General features: G+C 61.9%; 18 protein-coding genes and 1 pseudogene. 15 read left to right on the top strand and 4 right to left on the bottom strand.

Going from position 1 to position 18,652, the window contains the following annotated elements; genetic code table 11:
* Positions 1-85, top strand: a pseudogene (locus tag NKH70_RS21195) (amino acid ABC transporter permease); the annotation flags it as partial.
* A 127-nt stretch (positions 86-212) separates the two neighbouring features.
* On the opposite strand, the gene NKH70_RS21190 reads toward NKH70_RS21195, so the two are convergent.
* Positions 213-1,439 carry a tyrosine-type recombinase/integrase gene (locus NKH70_RS21190; RefSeq protein WP_352716632.1) on the bottom strand — a complete coding sequence of 409 codons (1,227 nt, stop codon included), beginning with the start codon at positions 1,437-1,439 and terminating at the stop codon, positions 213-215.
* Between the two features lie 732 nt (positions 1,440-2,171).
* Between NKH70_RS21190 and NKH70_RS21185 the strand changes: the two genes are divergently transcribed.
* The 6 genes from NKH70_RS21185 to NKH70_RS21160 all read left to right on the top strand — a co-directional run bounded on the left by NKH70_RS21185 (position 2,172) and on the right by NKH70_RS21160 (position 9,618).
* Complete coding sequence (locus NKH70_RS21185) at positions 2,172-3,101, top strand: ArdC family protein (protein WP_352716631.1); 930 nt, start codon at positions 2,172-2,174, stop codon at positions 3,099-3,101.
* Between the two features lie 249 nt (positions 3,102-3,350).
* Positions 3,351-5,471, top strand: a complete 2,121-nt coding sequence (locus NKH70_RS21180) for a ParB/RepB/Spo0J family partition protein (protein ID WP_353025918.1) — start codon at positions 3,351-3,353, stop codon at positions 5,469-5,471.
* Between the two features lie 480 nt (positions 5,472-5,951).
* Positions 5,952-6,149, top strand: coding sequence for a hypothetical protein (locus tag NKH70_RS21175; RefSeq protein WP_502908385.1), 198 nt, complete (start codon positions 5,952-5,954; stop codon positions 6,147-6,149).
* Positions 6,149-7,195 (top strand): DUF7146 domain-containing protein, encoded by a 1,047-nt coding sequence (locus NKH70_RS21170; RefSeq protein ID WP_352716768.1) that lies wholly within the window; start codon positions 6,149-6,151, stop codon positions 7,193-7,195. Before NKH70_RS21175 ends, NKH70_RS21170 begins: the two co-directional genes overlap by 1 nt.
* 308 nt (positions 7,196-7,503) lie before the next feature.
* A complete protein-coding gene (locus NKH70_RS21165) occupies positions 7,504-8,439 on the top strand; it encodes a DUF2493 domain-containing protein (protein ID WP_352716628.1) in 936 nt (311 codons plus the stop codon).
* An 849-nt stretch (positions 8,440-9,288) separates the two neighbouring features.
* Entirely contained in the window at positions 9,289-9,618 is a 330-nt protein-coding gene (locus NKH70_RS21160; RefSeq protein WP_352716627.1) for a DUF736 domain-containing protein, read from the top strand.
* Between the two features lie 120 nt (positions 9,619-9,738).
* On the opposite strand, the gene NKH70_RS21155 is transcribed toward NKH70_RS21160, so the two are convergent.
* The gene (locus NKH70_RS21155; protein WP_352716766.1) at positions 9,739-9,966 is read right to left on the bottom strand and encodes a helix-turn-helix domain-containing protein; all 228 of its coding nucleotides are present in this window, start codon (positions 9,964-9,966) and stop codon (positions 9,739-9,741) included.
* 77 nt (positions 9,967-10,043) lie between these two features.
* On the opposite strand from NKH70_RS21155, the gene NKH70_RS21150 reads away from it, so the two are divergent.
* From NKH70_RS21150 to NKH70_RS21115, 8 genes are all read left to right on the top strand, one after another.
* The gene (locus NKH70_RS21150; RefSeq protein ID WP_352716625.1) at positions 10,044-10,322 is read left to right on the top strand and encodes a DNA -binding domain-containing protein; all 279 of its coding nucleotides are present in this window, start codon (positions 10,044-10,046) and stop codon (positions 10,320-10,322) included.
* Positions 10,268-10,672 (top strand): transcriptional regulator domain-containing protein, encoded by a 405-nt coding sequence (locus NKH70_RS21145; protein WP_352716623.1) that lies wholly within the window; start codon positions 10,268-10,270, stop codon positions 10,670-10,672. The genes NKH70_RS21150 and NKH70_RS21145 overlap by 55 nt, the downstream gene beginning before the upstream one ends.
* Positions 10,673-10,724: 52 nt before the next feature.
* Positions 10,725-11,255 (top strand): DUF2285 domain-containing protein, encoded by a 531-nt coding sequence (locus NKH70_RS21140; protein ID WP_352716622.1) that lies wholly within the window; start codon positions 10,725-10,727, stop codon positions 11,253-11,255.
* Positions 11,256-11,369: 114 nt separating this feature from the next.
* Positions 11,370-11,660, top strand: coding sequence for a helix-turn-helix transcriptional regulator (locus NKH70_RS21135; protein ID WP_352716621.1), 291 nt, complete (start codon positions 11,370-11,372; stop codon positions 11,658-11,660).
* A gap of 446 nt (positions 11,661-12,106) precedes the next feature.
* On the top strand, positions 12,107-13,027 hold the full coding sequence (locus NKH70_RS21130; RefSeq protein WP_352716619.1) for a DUF736 family protein: 921 nt from the start codon (positions 12,107-12,109) through the stop codon (positions 13,025-13,027).
* Positions 13,028-13,409: 382 nt separating this feature from the next.
* Positions 13,410-14,093: a lytic transglycosylase domain-containing protein gene (locus NKH70_RS21125; protein ID WP_352716618.1), complete on the top strand. Its 684-nt coding sequence runs from the start codon at positions 13,410-13,412 to the stop codon at positions 14,091-14,093.
* Positions 14,090-14,335: a hypothetical protein gene (locus NKH70_RS21120; protein ID WP_352716616.1), complete on the top strand. Its 246-nt coding sequence runs from the start codon at positions 14,090-14,092 to the stop codon at positions 14,333-14,335. Before NKH70_RS21125 ends, NKH70_RS21120 begins: the two co-directional genes overlap by 4 nt.
* 1 nt (position 14,336) lies before the next feature.
* Positions 14,337-16,076, top strand: coding sequence for a relaxase/mobilization nuclease domain-containing protein (locus NKH70_RS21115; RefSeq protein ID WP_352716614.1), 1,740 nt, complete (start codon positions 14,337-14,339; stop codon positions 16,074-16,076).
* A gap of 121 nt (positions 16,077-16,197) precedes the next feature.
* Here NKH70_RS21115 and NKH70_RS21110 read toward each other — a convergent pair whose 3' ends face one another.
* Together NKH70_RS21110 and NKH70_RS21105 are read right to left on the bottom strand one after the other, a co-directional pair.
* Positions 16,198-17,247: an L-idonate 5-dehydrogenase gene (locus NKH70_RS21110; RefSeq protein ID WP_352716613.1), complete on the bottom strand. Its 1,050-nt coding sequence runs from the start codon at positions 17,245-17,247 to the stop codon at positions 16,198-16,200.
* Positions 17,244-18,650, bottom strand: a complete 1,407-nt coding sequence (locus NKH70_RS21105) for a TRAP transporter large permease (RefSeq protein ID WP_352716612.1) — start codon at positions 18,648-18,650, stop codon at positions 17,244-17,246. The genes NKH70_RS21110 and NKH70_RS21105 overlap by 4 nt, the downstream gene beginning before the upstream one ends.
* Positions 18,651-18,652 lie beyond the last annotated feature (2 nt).

The raw sequence follows: 18,652 nt of genomic DNA, 5'->3' as shown, positions 1-18,652 counted from the left end.
ACCCGTGACGCTCGGCATGGCTTTCACGATTTTCATCCTGTCCACGATCGTCGGCAGCCTTTTTGCGCTCGTCGAATATAGGCGGCAGCTTGAACCTGCGACCCCATCGTCCCGAACGATGTGCGCTACCAGCAAAGCTGCAGCTTTTTGGGCTCGATCGTCACACTTGCTTCGCAATGATTGCGTTTCCCTTCGAGCTTTGGGTGGGGAGCCTACAGGGCGCCCCTGCCGAGTTCATGTTTCATTGTCACCTGTCCTGAGACCGATTTCGTCGCCTTGGCGGCGACCTGCTTCTTGGCGATCTTCTCGGCGGCGTCAGCCTGGAAGTCGGGGTGATGGTGGCCATAAGTTTCAATCAGAACATCCACGGTGATGCCGAGAAAGCCCGCCGCCTGCCACATGTCGGCGCCGGCCCGCATAAGCCATGTCGCAGCGGTATGGCGAAGCGTGTGTGAAGTGACGTCGGGACCGAGGCCGGCCGCGTCGCGAGCTCTCCTAAAGCTCTTCTTTACCGACACCACCGGCTTGCCATTCCACTCCACGACAAAATCTTGCGATATTTTTCGGCCGATATTTGCGCTTTTGCCGCGCGCCTTGGTTCTGATATCGAGATCGGTGCACGCCCAGCGGCGGAGGTGAGCCAATAGCCGGTCCGGCAGGCGCACGGGCGGCTGGCGTTTTTTGGTCTTCTTTGCGCCATCGGCGCTGCGGTAAAAGATGCCGCGGTCAAGGTCCACATTACCACGCCCTTTGGTTGGACGGACGGCGGCGCCGCAGACTGCGGCCGAGCGTGTTCCTGTGTAAAGCGCGACAAGCATGAAGCGGGCGAGGTGTCGTCCGGTACGCCGGCCGCTCTCCTGGCCCTTCCATTTCTGCTTCATACGCCACGCTGCCCAGATGAGGGCGGCCGCTTCACTGCGCGTCAACCAGCGCTCGCGTGCACCGGCCTTGTCGGGCAGGACAATCGTCGGTGCGGCAGTCGTGTAGCCTTCCCTGCGATAGTAGTTGATGGCCGCACGAAAATCCTCGAGTTGCCGGCGCGCAACGGCTTCTGTGGGACAGCACGCGGTGTAGTCGCGGCAGAGTTTGCCGTTGATAGCGGCGAGCGTCTTTTCACCGAAGAAATCGAGGATTTTGTCCAGCCGAGCCGCCGTCTCTTCTGGCGCGGCATGCTTCGGTGCAACCTCTCTCAGGTAGATGTTGATGACCTCGGCAATCAAGACATCTTCGGCGCCGCGCACTCGGTGGTACTTGCTGGCGATGTAGGCCGCGAGCGCCTTTTCAGCTTCAGGTCCTGGACGGCCTTTTTCGCAGCTATCAGCGCTGATGAACGTTGTTCTATCGCGGATAAACCATCCAGCTTGGTTTCGGAGTGTTCCGTCCTTTTTCCAGCTTTTGTCCCGCCAGACGAGGTGTGGCCCTTTCGACGTCCGCGGCATAATTCCCTCATTCTGGTGATCGCCAGCAAGGTCACGTACTCCTTTCCGGCGATTAGCTCGGTTTCAAGTCGACCAGCGTCACGCTCCTTGCGCAGGCCCGCCGCGCGCATCGAGCCGTCCGGAAAGGCAATTCGTGCTGCAATCTCGACGCGGAGAGGCGTGGTCTCATCGAATTGGTCGGGGATTTTCAAAACGGAGCCCTCAGCCAAATCTTTATGATCCGATAGTTTCACTCGGAAACAGTCGGATCGCGGGTCTCGTTGAGCGCATCTTTTTTCCTATCTCGCCGTGCCGGATGCCCTGCCGCGCGATCCTTCCTCTGACCACGCTGCTGCGAAAAGCGCCAACTGGAGCTGCTGCGGCAAAGGTGCTCCTTCGACCTGCTAATCGGAACGGTTGTCCTAACACGCTTTCGCCTTTGCGCCTCGACGCTCCGCGAGCCTTTCGGCTGGCTGCGCACCCGTGGCCGGTCAAACGGCTCCCGACTGAACTTCGGCCATCTGTGCGGCTTCCGTTTCCATGGACTCACTGGCCGGCCCTCGGGCTGGAACCCGCGCGCCGCGCATTTGGGGGTTCTGCTGATCGCCTCACGCCGCGGTTTCGGAAATCTCTCTCGAGTTGGTCGGCAGCCGAATCTTCGTTCGCGTTCCTAGAGTTAGAGGGCCGCGCTTGGTGCACTGACGGGTTGAAAGCAGGGAGAGAGGCTCCCCGCGCCCGGCGCGGAGACTGGCAATGCCCAAGCATCGGCACGAAGCTGCCCCCACCCGGGCCAGCTTATATGACGAAATCACCAATAAGATTATCGGCGAGTTGGAGGACGGTCGGCTACCCTGGGTTCAGCCATGGGGGACGGCGGCCGCGAAAGCGCCGCTGGCCTTGCCGAAGAACGCCGTCACCGGCCGGCAATATTCTGGGATAAATATCCTGATCCTCTGGGGTTCGGTGATCGAGCAGGGCTTTTCGGGACAGAGCTGGCTGACTTTCCGTCAGGCGCTCTCGCTTGGCGGCAGCGTCCGCAAGGGTGAGCATGGAACGACGGTCGTCTACGCCGACCGATTCGTGCCCGAGGACGAGAAAAAGCGCGCCCACGAAACCGGCGAGCAAGCCCGATCGATCCCATTCCTCAAACGCTTCACGGTGTTCAACGCCGCGCAGTGCGACGGGCTGCCCGACGATGTTGCGATAGCCATACCCCCACCCTTGTCCGTCCTGATCGAGCCCAAGGTCGAGACGCTGATCAAGAAAACCGGGATCGATTTCCGGATCGGGGGCAGCCGCGCCTTCTACGCTCCGGCCCACGACTATGTGCGGATCCCGCCACCCCAGGCCTATTTCGATCCGATCAACTGGCACCAGACCGCCCTGCATGAGCTTGCGCACGCCACGGGTCATGTCTCACGCCTCAACCGGGATTTCTCTGGTTCCTTTGGCACCAAGAAGTATGCCTTCGAAGAGCTGGTTGCCGAGATAAGCGCGGCTTTTTGCTGCGCCTCGCTTGGCATCACGCCGACCGTGCGTCACGCCGACTATGTCGGCTCGTGGCTAGAGGTGCTGCGCGAGGACAACCGTGCGATCTTTCGCGCCGCCGCACTGGCAAGCAAGGCTGCGGATTATCTCCTGGGGTTCTTGCCTGACAGCATCGCCACTGACGATGATCAGTGAGAGGCAGCGTGATTGCCGCCTGCTTCCAGGTCGGCTTCTCCCTGCGAATGCGTTTGTGATCGAAGTCTTCCTCGATGCCGGACGCCGCTGCGGCGAAGTCGTTGCAGGACGCCAGGACCGAGATGCAGCTCCGCGACAAACGTGGCGTGGCTGTCGAGCACATCGGAGGGAGAGGCGTGTCGGAATTCTCATGACGGGTTTGGAGGTCGAAAGAGAGGCTCTCGGCTGCCCGTCGCGGAGTAAATCCCAATGGCTACTGCCGTTCAGAAGATCACCCTGTCGTCCTCGCGCGACATCCCCTTCAACAAGCTGGTGCTCTCCCAGTCCAACGTCCGGCGCGTCAAAGTCGGCGTCTCGATCGAGGATCTCGCTGGCTCGATCGCCCGCCGCGGCTTGATCCAGAGCCTCAGTGTCTTGCCCGTCGTCGATAGCGACGGCAACGAGACTGGCATGTTTGAGGTGCCTGCCGGAGGCAGACGCTTTCGCGCCCTTGAGCTGCTGGTGAAGCAAAAGCGCCTCGCCAAGACCGCGCCGGTGCCCTGTGTGGTGCGCGACCGTCACAGCACGATCATTGCTGAGGAGGTGTCGCTCACCGAAAACATCGAACGTGCGCCGCTGCACCCGCTCGATCAGTTTCGCGCCTTTCAGGATATGCAACAAAAAGGCATGAGCGAGGAGGAGATTGCTGCAGCCTTCTTCGTGTCGGTCAACGTCGTTAAGCAACGGCTTAGGTTGGCTTCTGTCTCGCCAGTGCTGCTCGAAGTGTATGCCGATGACGGCATAGCGCTGGAGCAACTCATGGCTTTCACGGTCTCCGAAGACCGTGCCCGCCAGGAGCAGGTCTGGGAAGCGATCAGAAATAGCTGGTCGAAAGAGCCCTATCAAATCCGGCGCATGCTGACCGAGACGACGGTACGAACATCAGACAAGCGCGCGGTCTTCGTGGGCATTGATGCCTATGAGGCTGCCGGTGGCATCGTCATGCACGACCTGTTCCAGTCGGACAATGGCGGCTGGTTGCAGGATGCAGCGCTGCTGGACCGCCTGGTTGCGGAAAAAATCAAAGAGGTTGCGCAGGAAGTTGCAGCCGAAGGTTGGAAGTGGGTCGAGGTCGCTGTCAGTCTCCCATACGGCGCAACACGTGGGCTGTACCAGCTGCAGGGTGATCCTCTCGACCTCTCTGCCGAGGAGCAAGCTGCCATTGACGCCCTCAGTGCCGAGCACGCCAAACTTGCAACCGAATATGAGGGTGCTGACGAGCTGCCCGAAGAGGTCGATCAGCGGCTCGGGGAAATCGAGGCCGCGCTCGCCACTTTCGACAAGCGCCCAAGGCAGTTCGATCCGAGCGACATCGCCATCGCCGGCGCGTTCGTCAGCATCGACGCCGACGGCTCGCTCGCGGTAGAACGTGGGTTTTTCCGTCCTGAGGACGTGCCGCCAGTTTCACTCGATGGCTCGAATGAATCGAAAAATGACGGCGGGTCCGGGGCTCCCGGCGACCCGTCGGTGCACCGTGCCGTTGTCACCATGGGCGGCCAGGCAGTCGAGCGCGAGGAAGACGAGGACGATGCGGTCAGGCCCCTGCCGGACCGACTGGTGACAGAATTGACCGCGCACCGGACGCTGACGTTGCGCGATGCGGTTGCCAGCAATCCCCACGTCGCCATGACAGCGTTGTTGCACAAGCTGGTCACCGACACGTTCCAGCACCGCACCAGAACCGGGTGCCTGGAGGCCTCGATCCGTCACGTCTTCTTCCCTCTGCAGGCAGATGAACTGAAGGACAGCCCCTCGGCGAAATCGGTGGCCGAACGCCATGAGGCCTGGAAATCGGACCTGCCGACTGACGACGATGCACTTTGGGACTGGATTGCCGCACTCGATGAGACCAGTCGTGCGGCATTGCTCGGCCATTGTATCAGCTACGGCGTGAACGCGCTCCACGAGAAGGGCGACCGTTACGGCGGCGCTATCTCGGCGCGTGGTGTTCAGCAGCGGATCGCGCAAGCTGATCGACTGGCCCGGGCCGTCGGTCTCGATATGATCGAGGCGGGTTGGATGCCGACTGTCGAAAACTATCTCGGCCGCATCACCAAGTCTCGCATTCTCGAGGCGGTGCGAGAGGCGAAGGGTGAACCGGCCGCGCAGCTTATCGACCATCTGAAGAAGGGAGATATGGCGAAAGAAGCCGAGCGCCTGCTGGCTGACAGTAGCTGGCTGCCCGAGCCGCTGCGCCTGGTCGACCTTGACGGTAGTGCCGGCGCTGATAGTGGCACCGGAGCCGAGGGCTATGGGGAAGAGCTTCCCGAATTCCTCTCAGACGATAGTGCGCAGATTGAAGATAGCGGACCGCATATGGCCACCGAATAGATCGCCTCGCGCGGGGTGGCTTCGGCCGCTCCGCGCTCTTTCCTACCACCTACCGGATGCTCGCTTCCCCTGGCCAACCGGAGGGGCAAAGCCAATTGGCCAGTTCTGCCGCGTCCCTCCTCGCTCGGCCGCTGCTGCTAACCCGCCATTCCCACTGCGCGCCAAGATTTCGCCCGCCTATCGACCGCGTTGCCGCCGCCACCATTGGGCTGACGGCGTGCAGCGGCGTAGAGCCGGATCGAAGAAGGCCCGCTATCGGACAGACCGCAGTCCAGAGGAGAGAGGCCGGCCAGGACGGATTTGAGCCGGGTTGGTCGAGAGAGAGGGCCCCCCGATTCATCCCGTTCCGCTCTCCTCGAGGTTTTCTCCATGCTTGACGTTTCCGCTTCCAAGACTGCCGCTTCGGCGGAGCCGCTTCCGCTTGTCTCATCCCCGGCGGCCGAACCAGCCGCATCTATCCAGCTTCGGCGCAGCCGCATCATGGGCGTCAACCGAATCGAACTGGCGGACTTCAACGACACCATGCGAGAGCGCCTTTCGACCTACGGCCTCTTCGGCGAGATCATCTCCTGGAAACTGCGCATGTTCGCACCCACCGACGCATCTGGCCCCGCAATTCTGGGCAAGCTGCTGGAGCGCTATCCCGTGCGGCGCATCGAGACGCGGGAGGATGCATGATGCCCCGGCACGACGCGTCCAACCTGGCGCAACGCTTGGGCCGGCAGGCCGAGGCGGTTTGTCGCCACTATCTATCGAACGGACATCGCGAGGGCCGCTACTGGTTTGTCGGCGATGTCCGAAACACGCCGGGCCGCTCGATGTTCGTGCGGCTCGTCGGCTCGCAGAGCGGAAAGGGCGCAGCCGGCAAGTGGACTGACGCGGCGACCGGGGAGCACGGCGATCTTCTCGATATCATCCGCGAAAGCCGCGGCTTGAGCGACTTCAGGGACGTTGCCCATGAGGCAATAGCGTTTCTCGGCTTACCGCATCCCGAACCAGAGCAGGCATCAACCCGGTTGAAGTTGGTGGCCGCGCCGTCGGAAACGTCGGAGAAAGCGCGTCGGCTGTTTGCGGTGTCGCGGCCGATTGCAGGCACGGTCGTAGAGACGTATCTGCGCAACCGCAGTATTACTGCTTTGCACGGGACCGAAAGCCTGCGTTTTCACCCCCACTGCTATTATCGGCCCGACCAACACTCGCCGACTGAGACCTGGCCGGCGATGATCGCGTCCGTCACCGATGTCTGCGGTCATTTGACCGGCGCACATCGCACCTGGATTGACCCTTCCGGCAGGGGCAAGGCACCGGTAGATACCCCGAGGCGCGCTATGGGCGACCTTCTCGGGCATGCGGTTCGCTTTGGTCCGCCCAGCGAAGTCATGGCGGCCGGCGAGGGCATCGAGACGGTCCTGTCGCTTCGGTGTATCTTGCCCGACATGGCCATGGCCGCAGGGCTCTCGGCCGCGCATCTTGCTGCCATCCTGTTCCCCGTCACCCTCAGACGGCTCTACATTGTCCGTGACCCCGATCCAGCCGGTGACGGCGCGCGCGATGTCTTGATCGAAAGAGCAAATGCTGCCGGGATCGAAGCGATCGTGCTCTCGCCGGCATTTGGCGATTTCAACGAAGATCTCTGTAGGCTCGGCATCGCTGATCTTCGAGCGCGCGCCCGGGTCCAACTCGCCCCGCAGGACATCGCCCGATTTATGCCAGTGGCGGCATAGCTCGGAACCGGCCGCTCCCCGCGTAGTGGCATTGCTCGGGTGCTCCTGAGATCGGAGAGAAACCGTGCCTCCGGCCTTCAAGAGGGCGATCGGCCAGCAAACGACCCGGCCTCGCAATGTCTTCGGCCGACTATTTTCCGGCGCGCTCCCAAGGGAGCGCTTTCCATCGCGAAGCAAAATAGCCGGCCTGCGCCCTCCTCCGCTGACGCTCCGGCCCTCCGCTTCGCTGCGGGTGCAGGACCGTCCCGCCCGCCGGCTTTCTGCCATGAAGGCCGCGAGGGTCGCGGTCCAACCGACGGAGCATCCAAATGAGCGAGCATGACGACTACGAACCACAGCATTCGTCTTCACCGATCGACCACGCCCTCACCGAACTCCAGCTCTATGGCTACCGGCCCTTCGCGGATGAGCCGGATCCCCGACCGCTTCCGGAGGGCCACCGCGTCGCCGGCGCGATTGCAGACATCTTCGACGCGTTCGTCGCCACCCTGCAAGATACCCGCCTCGAGCCCGACCTCGACGATCTCCTTTGGTCGACCGTCAACGTCTTTCACCGCGCCGCAGATCGGATCGAGCGTGAACTTGACCATAATGAGCAGGCGCAGCGCCGCAGCCAGCGTGAGCAGGACGGCAGCGAAGTGAAATCGGTCGAGCTGGAACGCCTGACGGCCGAAGGACAGACTCTCATCGAACGCCAGAACGCCTTCGAACTGATGCGCGATCAGGCCGCCGAGTACTATGAGCGCCACACCGGATCGAACTGGCGACCGCGCAGCGGATCAATGGTCAACCACCGCAACCTGACCTCTGCGGTGATCGACAGCCGCGATTTTCTCAGCGCCAAGAAACGCGCCTCGCAGGAAGTCCTTTTGCCACCAGGTCCGAAAATCGCCTTCACCGCCGGTCTCGACTTCAATGATCACCAGTTGATCTGGGCCAAGCTCGACCAGGTCCACGCCAAGCATCCTGATATGGTCTTAATGCACGGGAAATCGCCGAAAGGTGGCGAAAAGGCAGCCTCCTGCTGGGCCGACCATCGTAAGGTACCGCAAATCGGCTTTGCCCCCGATTGGACAAAGCATGCGAAAGCCGCCCCGTTCAAGCGCAATGACGCTATGCTGGACGTGCTGCCGATCGGCGTCATCGTCTTTCCCGGGACTGGAATTCAGGACAATCTTGCCGACAAGGCAAAGAAGCTCGGCATCCCAGTCCTCGACTTCCGCCCCAAGGGAGGCGGCGCATAGCGCCGCTCTCTTACCTTTTGTCCGTTGCACGATACAGCCGCGGTCGGGCCGGAGGCTTTCTCCCGTTCGTTGGATTGGATGGGTCCGGGATGCCGGATTTCCGCTCCCGCCGACGCCCCTCGGTTGCGATAGTCAAATCCACGTCCATGCGCAGGTGGCGCGACACTATCACGCTTACCTTCACGTTTCAGCTGCTTCGCCGCCGGCACTATCGGCTAGATAGTGACGTCCGTTCAACCGGACGGGGCGTGGATCGGGGCGAACTCACCGAAGGACCGAGGGGATCGGATGCTGTTTCTGACCAGGCTGTGCATCGCTTCCGTTGTCGCTGACGCGACATGGCGCGACGCACGCTTCGGATTCGCCACGACTGCCGTCCCGTTCCAAAGATGGCGAATATCCGGCGATGCACGTCAGCAGCCTTGAACTGAGCCATGGCGTGCGTGTCTTAAGCGCGGTGCTAGCACCAGCTTACGGTTTCCGGAAGTCTCCTCAGGGGGAGGCATCGACAGCGGTGATCGCGGTAACCAGGATTTCGCCAGTGCGATGGTTCGCCGGAAATCCTCCGTTGATGTCTCTATCTGGTCTGCCGCTCCAGACGGCCTCTTCAACGGGCTGATCTGGCCGAAGGTCGGCTTCGCCTCAATCGCCTAAGCCGCAATGGCGCCGATCGACTTTCTTCCCCTGCCGGCTTCGCCGTCATTCCTCGCGAAACAACAAAGTCGCTTGGCTGCCATCCTCCGCTGACGCTGCGGTCCCAAGCGATGCGGCGTCGATCGCCTCCGGCCCGCAGATCGCCATCGAGGCCGCAATGGTGCGGGCTCGAAACAGAGTTCAAGGAGAAAGTTCATGGCGACCATCGGAACCTTCAAAAAGACCGGCAACAACGAGTTCACCGGCGAAATCGTCACCCTCTCGCTTCAGGCCAAAAACGTCCGCATCGTGCCCGAGGCAAACCACACCGGCGACAGCGCCCCCAGCCATCGCGTCTTCGTAGCGCAGGTCGAGATCGGCGCCGCCTGGGCCAAGCGCTCCAGTGAGGGCCGCGACTATCTCGGCCTGAAGTTGGACGATCCAAGCTTCACCGCTCCGATCTACGCCAACCTCTTCGACGATGAGGACGGAGAAGGCCACAGCCTCATCTGGTCCCGGCCCAACGGCCGCCGCAACGGCGATTGAGAAAGCCGCGAGCTCCCGCCCGCGAACCGAGCGGGAGCTGTCGTTGCTTGTGGACGCTGCAGTGGAGTGCCGTTGCAGTTCACAGCGGCCATCAAAATCGCAATCCGAGAATCATCCGTATCATCTTTGAATATTCGGTGCAGGACGTCTGAGCAGATCTGCGGCCTCGATGCCGAGAACGTTTGCCAACTTGTCGACAACGTCTATCGTCGCGCCGTAGACGCTGCGTTCCAATGCACTGATATAGGTGCGATCAACGTCCGCACGGTGGGCAAGTTCTTCTTGCGAAAGCGCCGCCGCCTTTCGGTGCTGCCTCAGATTGTGCGCAAATACCTCGCGTATTTCCATGTCCGCGAGTGCAATGCTTGTCGAGTATTCAGCCACGGAGTATTCTCGACAAATTGACTTCGACGATTGGAAATCGCTTGCTCAAGCCACTGCTCGATCCTGATGTCGCCGACATTGCACCGGATGCCCCGATCCTGACCGGCTATGATGAGGAGCGGCTACTTACCTACATTCGCCTGCTCGACGCGGCGGCGGAAGATGCCGACTGGCGAGAGGTGGCCAGGATCGTCCTGCACATTGACCCAGAACAGGAGCCGGAGCGGGCGTTCCGGTCTTGGGAAACCCATCTTGCACGCGCGCGATGGATGACGACCAGCGGCTACCGGTACCTTCTCGCGGGCGGCGCTCCGCACTGAGCGCCTTGTCATGCTTTGCTGAATCCGCGCAACGATTTGCCGACTCTCCAACTATTCAAATCTCTCATCACTCTGAATGTTGGTGCCGGGGCCTTAGATGCGGTTATGCGGAGAGGACAGGAACCGTGCAGGGCGATTGGACCGAACCGGCGGCCTACGTGCACATGTGCAGCTACCAAGCTGAGGAGTTCGCCGCCGAATATCTGATCCGGAACAATAAATTCATTGCCGAATGCCGCCAGATCGCCTCGCGGCTCTCAGGTTCCGGAGATCCTGTCGATCAGCGCGACTTCGCTGCCCGTTGGGGTGCGCGATTTCAAAACTGCCGGTGCCGGATTTCCGCAGGCTGAGAATATCGTCTGGACAGAACAGGCCTCGCCGCGCGTGCTGCGGGCCACGCGGATGTCCGCTTCCATCAGCCCCTCTCATCAGAGAATTCGGCCTTCCAGACTTATCGGAGCCAGCATTTGGCAGCAGAAGGAAGGACTTCACATTCTTTGGTCTGCTTCAACCGGGAAGAGCCATCTGGTCTGCGAAGACCGCTCCGGCGAATTCGATGCTATCTTATTGCCGCTCGACGCTGCATTTGAGACGCGACTCGATGCGGCGCGCCGGCTCTGGCGGGCGCTGAATGGCCGAGCTGTCAGTCCATCCTACGGCTCGCTACCGCAACAGACCAAGATCAGGCACATCCTCAATTTGCGCGCGCATGATGGTCGCCACATGGGTGCAACCTATCGTCAGATCGCGGAGGTGCTGTTGTCGCGAGAGCCGATTGTACCGCGGGACTGGCGTGATCATCATCTCCGGCACAAGGTCCGGGCCATCTTGCGCCGTGCAGCTTTTTTAGTCGCTGGCGGCTATCGCGATCTTCTCTTCTACCCCCACAGTCGCAGCGCGAAGTCCGGCCGCCGAAGACTTTCTTCGGGGTAGCAACAACACGCCCCCCGATCTTTGCCCTCCCTCCCTTTTCCCCATTTCGAGCATGGTCCGCTTTGCGCGTCCCGGCAGGCCAGGATGACAGCACAACCGAATGGAGATCGAGCAATGTCGAAGGGTCCCGCGGACGCGCCCCGAAAATACCTGCGCACGAAGGAGGCAGCACCCATCGTGGGGCTCTGCGCCCGTACTCTCGAAAAGCACCGGACCTATGGCACCGGGCCAAAATACCGAAAGATCGGCGGACGCGTCCTCTACGACATCGACGACTTGCATGCCTGGATAGAGCTCGGCGCACGCACCTCCACCAGCGATGCGAACGCGACCAATGTTCCGCCGGCAAAACCACATGCAGCCCGCGCGCCGGCTTATGTCGGCAGGCGCGACTGCAGCTCCTGATCTGTGGCACAATGAAAATGCAGTATCCCGAGACCATTCAGCAGCAGCTTGCGCTGCCTCATGCCTACTCATCTGGCTTCGCTCTACGCGGTACGCGGGATCTTATGGCGTGGCTGCTCGCCCCGTTGGTGAAATCCCGCCGCCTAACACCGATCCACTCTCATGCGGACAAGGAATCGCCCTGCGTTGAGGCGGCGAATATGCCTGGCATGGCAACGATTTGGAACGCTGACATCGGTCTGGGCCGCGCCGCAAATCATCCACGCCAATGCCAGGAAATTGCGACAGCGCCTGCTCGCGACGAAACAGCACCAAACGCCGACCTTCATGTGGCCTGGTCAACGCGTCCACAGCCAGACGGCAGCATGCGAGCAGCCGAGTTCCTACAGGCGCAAGCGTCGTAACGTTTGCCTGCTGCGCCCCAGGATCGAGTCATGAGCAAGCACATGAAGATCATCGCCGCGATGGTTGGCGGCTCAGTGCTCGCCGCGGCGCCGGCACTGATTAGCCATCCGCCGCTGGCCATCTGGAACGCGTCCGCGAGCGTCCCCATCGGGCTCTATCGCATTCTGCCGGCCGACAAAATCCGTGCTGCCAGCATCGCCGTCATCGTGCCGCCCGAGCCATTGGCGGCCTTCATGGCAAGACGCGGATATCTGCCGAAAAACGTGCCGCTCCTGAAGCAGGTTTTGGCACTCGGGGGCGCGACCGTCTGCCGCAAAGGTACAGCGATCATCGTCAACGGCAGGACCTATGGACATGCACGCGAGCGTGACAGCCGCGGTCGCCCCCTGCCCAGCTGGCGGGGCTGCCGCGAGATCGCCGACGACGACGCCTTCCTCATGAACCCGGACGCTCCCGAAAGTTTTGACAGCCGCTATTTCGGCCCGCTCCCGCTCTCATTGATTGTTGGTCGCGCCGTTCCCGTCTGGACCACCGAGCGCGCCGCTCCGGCGCTGGATGTCACCAACAATGTTTCCCGGCGAACCGTCACGTCTCGGCCTCAACGCCCACTAAACACTCATGAAAGGAGCACTGCAATGCCCCAGATCGGCACCTTCACGCGCAATGATGACGGCTTCTTCGGCAATCTCTCAACGCTGACAATCGAGGCGAAGATTGCCATCCTGCCTGCTGAGAAATCCAAAACCGAAAACGCGCCCGACCACCTCGTCTATTGCGAGGGAATGGCGGTCGGCGCGGCGTGGGACCGCACCGGAGACAAGGCTGGGGACTATATCTCCGTCTCAATTGACGACCCGTCCTTTACGCAGCCGATCCGCGCGAAGCTGTTCCGGTCCGACGCCGAGAACCGCGTCTGGAGCCTGCACTGGAACCGGTCATCGAAGCGCGAGGGGCGAGGCTGAACAGATGTTGTTTGAGCCCTTCGATGAATCTCTCTCGTCAACGTCTTTGACCGAGCGGACGCCGGTCAAACCCTTGGAGAGGATCGCCAGTCCGGCAGCAGCACGCGACGAACATCAGAGGCGGCCGGACACTTGCTTTTCACTCCAGAGGCCGATTTCATCAGCGTTTTGGCAAAGCTGGTCCGGCCAGCGAGGCGTCGCGCTTAGCGGAAGTGAACACCGAAGCGGGCTGGCAGCTCATCGGTTCCGGGGTCGGCGGGATGCCGTCCACAGAGGTGTGACAAGGATTGCCACATGCGTCGTGCTCGCCTTCGCGACTCCGGAAGCTGTTGCAGACGCATGCTCTCATGGTGAACGGCCGGCTCACTCCGAGAGCACGATCTTGTCGGCTGGCCAGTGGTCGCGGCATATCCGGGAAGCGGCTAAACGGTTCGCCATTCCGGAGCGTTTGCTTAGCGGCGTCATGCATGTCGAGAGCGTCGGCGATGTTCGAGCGCGTTCAAGAAAGGGCGCAATAGGGCTGATGCAGATAATGCCGGCGACGTGGGAAGAACTGCGCGTTAAGCATCGACTCGGCGACGATCCCTATCAGCCTCGTGACAACATTCTTGCAGGCGCTGCGTATCTTCGCGAAATGCTCGACAGCTTCGGGCGCAGCGGCTTTCTTGCCGCTTACAATGCCGGCCCTGGACGGTACAAGGAACATCTGTCAACCGGCCGTCCGCTGCCACGCGAGACGGTCGACTACGTCAGGAAACTCGCGCCGCTGATCAATGGCGCAATTCCCAGTCCGACGTGTGCACGGCAAGGAAGAGACAGAGCCAGCTCACGCAGAACCGCGCTTTTTGCGCATACCAATGACATTCGGAACGCCGCTGCATTGAATGGCAATGGTTATGCAGACACGACCTTTACGGCGATTCATTCGTCCACAATGCGGTCGCTAATGGGCAATTCTGTTGCTGACCTGACCGCGATCGAGCCGTGGCCAGGTGAGACCCGTTTCTGGTCGAACCACGCTGTTCCTGGGCTATTCGCTCAGCGCGCTTCACCCGCATTGCGATGATCGGCACATTCCTCCTCGATTGCATTCCGGCCTGCTCCGTCGCCGAAATTGCGGCGGAAGGGTTGGCCGCAGATGAGGGCGGAGAGATTGGCAGGATAAAGGGCCGCGAGGTGCGGCTCGGTCGGCCGATTGTTTTCCTTGTGAGTTTCAACTCAATTCGCGATGTGCTGGCACAAACGGCGATGTGCGCTATTCCTATTTTTCGGTTTTTCCAACGGAAACCGCACCTCTTGGCCGCCTAGCATGAAACGTGACGATAACTTTCGCGTCCGCCCTGGTCGCATCCGCTCCCGCGCCGGCCAGCGCGCGCGACCCTTCATCTTCCAGGCGCTTGCGGCCACACAGCGCGCTGGCGGTCACCTTACAAGCAAAGGCCGGATCACCTCGCCACGAGCTTCAACGTTTGGCCGCGGCAGGTCGGCGGCCATCCGCACCAGTCACCTCATCTCTGAGCGCTCACGAGGCGCCGTCGTCAAGACCCGTGTGGTGCGGCAGTTCAGGGGGTCTCCACCACTCGCCACCTATCTCAAGTACCTTCGCCGCGAAGGTGTTACACGTGATGGCGAGAAGGCGAGGATGTTCGGTCCCGGCACCGAAGAGGCAGATGATGACGCCTTCTCCGACCGCTGCAAGGACGATCGGCATCACTTCCGTGTCATCGTCTCGCCGGACGATGCAACGGAGCTCGGTGACCTCAAGAACTTCGCTCGTGAACTGATGGTCGACATGGAGCGCGACCTCGGCACGAGGCTCGACTGGATTGCCGTCGATCACTGGAACACCGAACATCCGCACGTTCACATCCTCGTTCGCGGCGTTGCCGACAATGGCGAGAATCTTGTCATCTCTCGCGACTACATCCGCCAGGGCATGCGCGATCGGGCGAGCGACATTCTGACCCAGACGCTGGGGCTCCGCACCGACCTCGACATCCGCCAGGCCATCGAGCGGCAGGTCGACACTGAACGCTGGACGCAGCTCGATCGCCAGCTTGCTCGCGACATCAACCGTCATGGCGTCATTGAAGTGGCACCACATCCTGATGGCCAGCCCGACGAGTTCCTAGGGCCTAAGGTCGGCCGGCTCCGGCAACTGGAACGCCTAGGCCTCGCTTATGAGATCCATCGGGGCCAATGGATGGTGGCCGAAGAAGCTGAGGCGACTTTGCGCGCCCTCGGCGAACGCGGCGACATCATCAAGCGCATGCACCGCAGCCTCACCGCGCAGGGGCTAGAAAGGGGGACAACCGACTATGTGCTCGCGGCCGAAAAGATTGATGCGCCCGTGATCGGACGACTGCTCGAACGCGGCCTCGACGAACTGCGCGGCACGGCCTACGCCATCGTCGACGGCATCGATGGTCGCCCGCACCACATTCGTTTCTATGACCCTGATGCGGCCGGGGACTCTGCCCCAGGCTCGGTCGTGGAGTTGTGCCGCGATGCGGGTGCAAATGGCTCTGGCAGGGTCAGTCTCGCCGTCCGCTCTGACCTTTCGATCGAACACCAGGTGCATGCTTCCGGCGCGACTTGGCTCGATCGGCAACTTGTTGCGCGCGAGCCGGCCGAACTCCGCGACGGCGGCTTTGGCAGGGACGTAAGACAGGCACTGGAAGATCGGGTCGACGAGCTTGTCAGGCGCGATCTGGCCAGGCGCGAGGGACAGCGCGTTATTCTAGTGCGAAATCTGATCGATACGCTACACGATCATGAGGTGGAATCGCTCGGTGCCCGCCTCGCCATCGAGACCGGCCTGTCATTCAGAAACACTGCCAACGGCGATCATGTGGCTGGGATTTACCGGCGGCGTTTCTCGCTGGCTTCCGGCCGGTTCGCGATGATCGACAATGGACTAGATTTCAGCCTCGTGCCCTGGTCGCCTTCGCTCGATAAGCGCTTTGGCAATCAGGTTTCCGGAGTCGCGTGTCTGGATACAGGGAGCATGGATTGGAGCTTGGGAAAGAAGCGCGGCATCGGGTTGTGAAACGTACAGGCACAGATTCTATCTGATGCTAGCGACAGGAAGCCAGCACCGTGCGTTCTGTCTGTACCTTCCCCCCCGAGCGCCATGGCCTCTTTCAAAACGAAGCTCGCAAAATCTTCAATCAGTCCGCTGTCAGCACGACCTTGACACTCTGTGAACGGTCGGCGGCAAGACGGAAGGCATCGGGGGCGGAAGAAAGCGTGCGCTCCGCTGTCACCAGCTTCAGGACGTCCACCTCACCCGACACGATGAGATCGACCGCCCGGCCGAACTCCGTGCCGAAGCGGAAGGTGCCTTTGAGGTCGATCTCCTTGGCCATCACCGCATTGGCCGGCAGTGGGATCTGGCCACCGGGAAGGTTGCCGACCTGGACCACCGTGCCGCCACGCCGGACGCTGGCGATCGCAGCGGCAAGGCCGGCCGCGCTGCCCGAAATCTCGAACGCCACATCAAGCGAACCGCCGGCCGAGAGCGCCTGGAGTTCGGCGTCGCCGCTGGAAATGTCGACCGTCCTGTCAGCGCCCAACCTGCGGGCGAAGGCGAGCGGCGCGGCGACGATATCGACGACGGTCAGTTCAGCGCAGCCGGCAAGCCTGGCCGCAAGCATGGTCAAGAGACCGATGGGGCCGGCACCAAACAGGACGACGTTGCGGCCCCTGATGTCGCCGGCCCGCGCGACGGCGTGCAGGCTGACCGCCAGGGGTTCGGCAAGTGCCGCCGCCTGGTAGGCCACATCAGATGGAACCTTGAAGCATTGCGCGGGCGTGGCGTCGAACAGACTGGCGAAGCCGCCCGGCATATGCGGTGTCTTCGATGCCGAGCCCATGAAATAGATGTTTTCGCAGAGATTGGCGCGCCCCTCCAGGCATCGCGCGCAATGCCCGCACCAGCGCGACGGATTGACCGCGACGTGGTCGCCGACGCCGAGTCCGGGCGCGGCGCCGTTGATCTCGACGATTTCGCCGGCGATTTCATGGCCGAGGACAAGCGGCGAGGTGACGACGAAGTCGCCGGTGCGGGCATGGCGGAAATAATGCAGGTCGGAGCCGCAGATGCCCCCTGCCCCGAAGCGCACCCGCACCATACCTGGTGCCAGCGGTTCGAGCGGATGCTCCACGACGCGCAGGTCCTGCGGGCCGAACAGCGTCGCCGCAATCACCTGGCCACTCACCGGATCAGGCCCATCTCGGTGGGCAGCCAGAGCGTGATGGCGGGTATGAAGGTGATCAGAAGCAGCGCCACGATAAGCGGCACCAGCCACGGCAGTATCGCCATGGTGGTGCGCTCGACCGAAAGCTTGGCGACACGTGACAACACGAACAGCACCATGCCGAGCGGCGGGTGCAAAAGCCCGATCATCAGGTTGAGCGTCATGATCAGCCCGAAATGCACCGGGTTGATGCCGTAGACGGCGGCGACCGGCAGCAGGATGGGCACCAAAATCGTGATCGCGGCGATGGTATCGAGGAAGCAGCCGACCACCAGCATCAGGATGTTGACCAGGATCAGGAAGACCCACTTGTTTTCGGTCAGCGCGAAGATGAAGGTCGAGAACAGCTGTGCTGCCTGGCTGACGGTGAGCAGCCAGGCGAAGATCGATGCGGCGGTGACGATGAACAGCACCGACGCGGTCGTTTCGATCGTGTCGAAGCTGGCCTTGGCAAGCAAACGCAGCGTCATCGTGCGGTAGCGCACCAGCCCGAGGAAAAGCGACCAGATCACGGCCGCCATCGCCGCCTCGGTCGGCGTGAACCAGCCCATCGTCATGCCGCCGATCAGGATGACCGGCGTCATCAGCGCCATGACCGCGGAGAAATTGAAATACCAGTCCGCCGCGATCAGCACCAGCAGCGCGATGCCGACCGCGATGTTGATCGACAGGCCAAGCTGCACAAGCACGTAACAGCCAATCGGAAAGGCAGCCACCACCAGCACCTCGCCCGCCGCTTCGGCCAGCCGCCGAAGCTCGAAAGGTGTGTCGGAACCCCAGCCGCGACTGTAGGCAAAGATGGCGACCGTAATCATCATCAGCACGGTCATGACCACGCCTGGCAGGATGCCGGCCATGAACAGCGCGCCGATCGAGACATTGGCCATCATGCCGTAGATGACGAAGGGCAGCGAGGGCGGAAAGATCGGCCCGAGCGTGGCGGAAGCGGCGGTGACGCCGACCGCGGCGTCGATAGGATAGCCGTGGTCCTTCATCGCCTTGATTTCGATGGTGCCGATACCGGCGGCGTCGGCGAGTGCAGTGCCCGACATGCCGGAAAAGATCACCGATCCGATGATGTTGACCTGCGCCAGGCCGCCCTTCATCCAGCCGACCAGGGCAAGGGCGAAGGAATAGATTCGCCCGGTGACGCCGGCGATGTTCATGAGGTTGCCGGCCAGGATGAAGAAGGGAACGGCGAGCAGCGGAAAGCTCTCCACCCCGGCGATCATGCGCTGGGCCGCGATGATATCGGGCGCGACGCCGTAGATGACGAGGTAAAGGATCGAGGCGGCCGCCATCGAAACAGCGACCGGCACGCCGATGAGCATCAGGACAAGAAAGCCCCCGACCAGAAGCAGCATCG

Origin of the sequence: Mesorhizobium sp. M0991, from assembly GCF_040318915.1 — a bacterium.
Taxonomy (GTDB): Bacteria; Pseudomonadota; Alphaproteobacteria; order Rhizobiales; family Rhizobiaceae; genus Mesorhizobium.
This window is presented reverse-complemented; position numbering and strand designations above follow the sequence as displayed.

Bases quoted from the DNA above. Each gene is read 5' to 3' on its own strand.
- NKH70_RS21190 (WP_352716632.1), bottom strand. From the start codon at position 1,439: ATGCCGCGGACGTCGAAAGGGCCACACCTCGTCTGGCGGGACAAAAGC.
- NKH70_RS21185 (WP_352716631.1), top strand. From the start codon at position 2,172: ATGCCCAAGCATCGGCACGAAGCTGCCCCCACCCGGGCCAGCTTATAT.
- NKH70_RS21180 (WP_353025918.1), top strand. From the start codon at position 3,351: ATGGCTACTGCCGTTCAGAAGATCACCCTGTCGTCCTCGCGCGACATC.
- NKH70_RS21175 (WP_502908385.1), top strand. From the start codon at position 5,952: ATGGGCGTCAACCGAATCGAACTGGCGGACTTCAACGACACCATGCGA.
- NKH70_RS21170 (WP_352716768.1), top strand. From the start codon at position 6,149: ATGCCCCGGCACGACGCGTCCAACCTGGCGCAACGCTTGGGCCGGCAG.
- NKH70_RS21165 (WP_352716628.1), top strand. From the start codon at position 7,504: ATGAGCGAGCATGACGACTACGAACCACAGCATTCGTCTTCACCGATC.
- NKH70_RS21160 (WP_352716627.1), top strand. From the start codon at position 9,289: ATGGCGACCATCGGAACCTTCAAAAAGACCGGCAACAACGAGTTCACC.
- NKH70_RS21155 (WP_352716766.1), bottom strand. From the start codon at position 9,966: ATGGAAATACGCGAGGTATTTGCGCACAATCTGAGGCAGCACCGAAAG.
- NKH70_RS21145 (WP_352716623.1), top strand. From the start codon at position 10,268: ATGGATGACGACCAGCGGCTACCGGTACCTTCTCGCGGGCGGCGCTCC.
- NKH70_RS21140 (WP_352716622.1), top strand. From the start codon at position 10,725: ATGTCCGCTTCCATCAGCCCCTCTCATCAGAGAATTCGGCCTTCCAGA.
- NKH70_RS21135 (WP_352716621.1), top strand. From the start codon at position 11,370: ATGTCGAAGGGTCCCGCGGACGCGCCCCGAAAATACCTGCGCACGAAG.
- NKH70_RS21130 (WP_352716619.1), top strand. From the start codon at position 12,107: ATGAAGATCATCGCCGCGATGGTTGGCGGCTCAGTGCTCGCCGCGGCG.
- NKH70_RS21120 (WP_352716616.1), top strand. From the start codon at position 14,090: ATGATCGGCACATTCCTCCTCGATTGCATTCCGGCCTGCTCCGTCGCC.
- NKH70_RS21115 (WP_352716614.1), top strand. From the start codon at position 14,337: ATGAAACGTGACGATAACTTTCGCGTCCGCCCTGGTCGCATCCGCTCC.
- NKH70_RS21105 (WP_352716612.1), bottom strand. From the start codon at position 18,650: ATGCTGCTTCTGGTCGGGGGCTTTCTTGTCCTGATGCTCATCGGCGTG.